Source organism: Halomonas sp. AOP7-E1-9 (genome assembly GCF_052376035.1).
GTDB classification, from domain to species: Bacteria; Pseudomonadota; Gammaproteobacteria; order Pseudomonadales; family Halomonadaceae; genus Vreelandella; species Vreelandella citrativorans.
This window is the reverse complement of the sequence record NZ_JBQSVC010000082.1, coordinates 1-1,587: the sequence shown is the minus strand read 5'-3', so window position 1 is coordinate 1,587 and position 1,587 is coordinate 1. Positions and strand designations below refer to the sequence as shown.

Below are 1,587 nucleotides of genomic sequence, written 5' to 3'. Positions count from 1 at the left end.
TTATCGAACATCGCGAAAAACCTCGTACTTCTAGTGCGAGGATGGATAGCGAGGGGCGCGAGAGCGTCCCTAGTCCGGCCTCGATTGTTGCTCAATATACTGTTTGACCATGCTCAGGGGGGCGCCTCCGACACTTCCCGCAAAGTAGCTTGGACTCCACAGCGAGTTCTTCCGGTAGGCGGGCTGCACCAGTTCAGGGTGTAGTAACTTCATCCGCCGGCTGGATACCCCCTTCAAACTATTCACCAGCTTGGATACCGCCACTTTGGGTGGAAAGTTGACAAGCAAATGGACGTGATCGGTTTCACCGTTGAACTCCTGTAGCTCCGCCTCGAAGTCCCGACACACTCGGTCGAAAAGCAATTCGAGGGAGTTGAGATGCGCGCCGGTGAACACCTTGCCCCGATACTTGGTGACAAAGACCAAATGGGCATGGAGTTTAAAAACGCAGTTTCTTCCTGTTCTGATAGCTTGTTTGGTTTCCATAGACCAAGTATATTCGAAGCCATGAAGCAGACCAAGACCCTCAAGGTTCGAGTGAAGGACAAACACGCCGCCGAGCTTAACCGCATGGCCCGCAGCGTGAATTTTGTTTGGAACTACCTCAACGAACTGTCTTCTCGAGCCATTCGGGAGAAAGGTCTGTTTCTGTCTGCCTACGACATGCATCCCTATACCAAGGGTGCTGGCAAGGACCTCGGCCTGCACAGCCAAACGCTGCAATGCATTGCTGCTGAATACGTTGCCCGCCGCAAGCAGTTCAAAAAGCCCCGCCTGAATTGGCGCAAGTCCGGCGGTGTACGCCGCTCACTTGGCTGGATTCCGGTCAATACCGGCGCGGCCAAGTGGAAGAACGGGCAGGTATTTCACAACGGCACCTACTTCAAGGTGTGGGATAGCTACGGCCTGTCGACATACAAGTTCCGTGCCGGCAGTTTCAACGAAGATAGCCGGGGCCGGTGGTATTTCAATGTTGCGGTCGAGGTGGACGTGCAGCCAACGCTTGGGCAGGGCGCCGTTGGCATCGACCTTGGGCTCAAGGATGTGGCCACCTGTAGCGATGGAGGAAGGCTGGAAAATAGCCGCTTCTACCGCCGCATGGAAGACCAGTTGGCGACAGCCCAACGTGCGCGTAACAAGCGGCGGGTAAAGGCTATTCACGCCAAGATCAAGAACCGTCGCCAGGACGCGCAGCACAAGTTTTCCCGGAAACTCGTCAACCAGTACGGCGAAATCGTCGTGGGCGATGTTTCCTCAACCAAGCTCGCGAAGACCAAGATGGCCAAAAGCGTCTACGACGCTGGCTGGTCACAACTGAAAACGATGCTGGAATATAAATGCGCTCACGCAGGCATCGTCTTCAAGGTCGTTCGCGAAACCAACACCACCCGCGCCTGTTCGTCGTGCGGCTCGCTTAGCGGGCCGCAGGGCGTCAACGGGTTGCGAGTAAGGGTCTGGGAGTGCGTGGAGTGTGGTGTACTCCACGACCGGGACGTGAATGCGGCCCGGAATATCCTCAGCCTCGGGGCAGGACGTTGCCCTCAAGAAGTTGGAATCCCCGTCCTTTAGGGCGGGGAGGACGTCAAT

Annotated in this window: 2 protein-coding genes; one reads left to right on the top strand and one right to left on the bottom strand. The window is 56.3% G+C overall.

Annotated features, from left to right (window positions below):
* Window positions 1–69: 69 nt before the first annotated feature.
* A complete protein-coding gene (gene tnpA / locus ACT3R4_RS18385; RefSeq protein ID WP_172116163.1) occupies window positions 70–486 on the bottom strand; it encodes an IS200/IS605 family transposase in 417 nt (138 codons plus the stop codon).
* On the opposite strand from tnpA, the gene ACT3R4_RS18380 reads away from it, so the two are divergent.
* On the top strand, window positions 379–1,569 hold the full coding sequence (locus ACT3R4_RS18380) for an RNA-guided endonuclease InsQ/TnpB family protein (protein WP_253926937.1): 1,191 nt from the start codon (window positions 379–381) through the stop codon (window positions 1,567–1,569). The two genes, tnpA and ACT3R4_RS18380, sit on opposite strands and share 108 nt — an antisense overlap.
* Window positions 1,570–1,587: the final 18 nt, after the last annotated feature.

Bases quoted from the DNA above. Each gene is read 5' to 3' on its own strand.
- ACT3R4_RS18380 (WP_253926937.1), top strand. From the start codon at position 379: ATGCGCGCCGGTGAACACCTTGCCCCGATACTTGGTGACAAAGACCAA.
- tnpA (WP_172116163.1), bottom strand. From the start codon at position 486: ATGGAAACCAAACAAGCTATCAGAACAGGAAGAAACTGCGTTTTTAAA.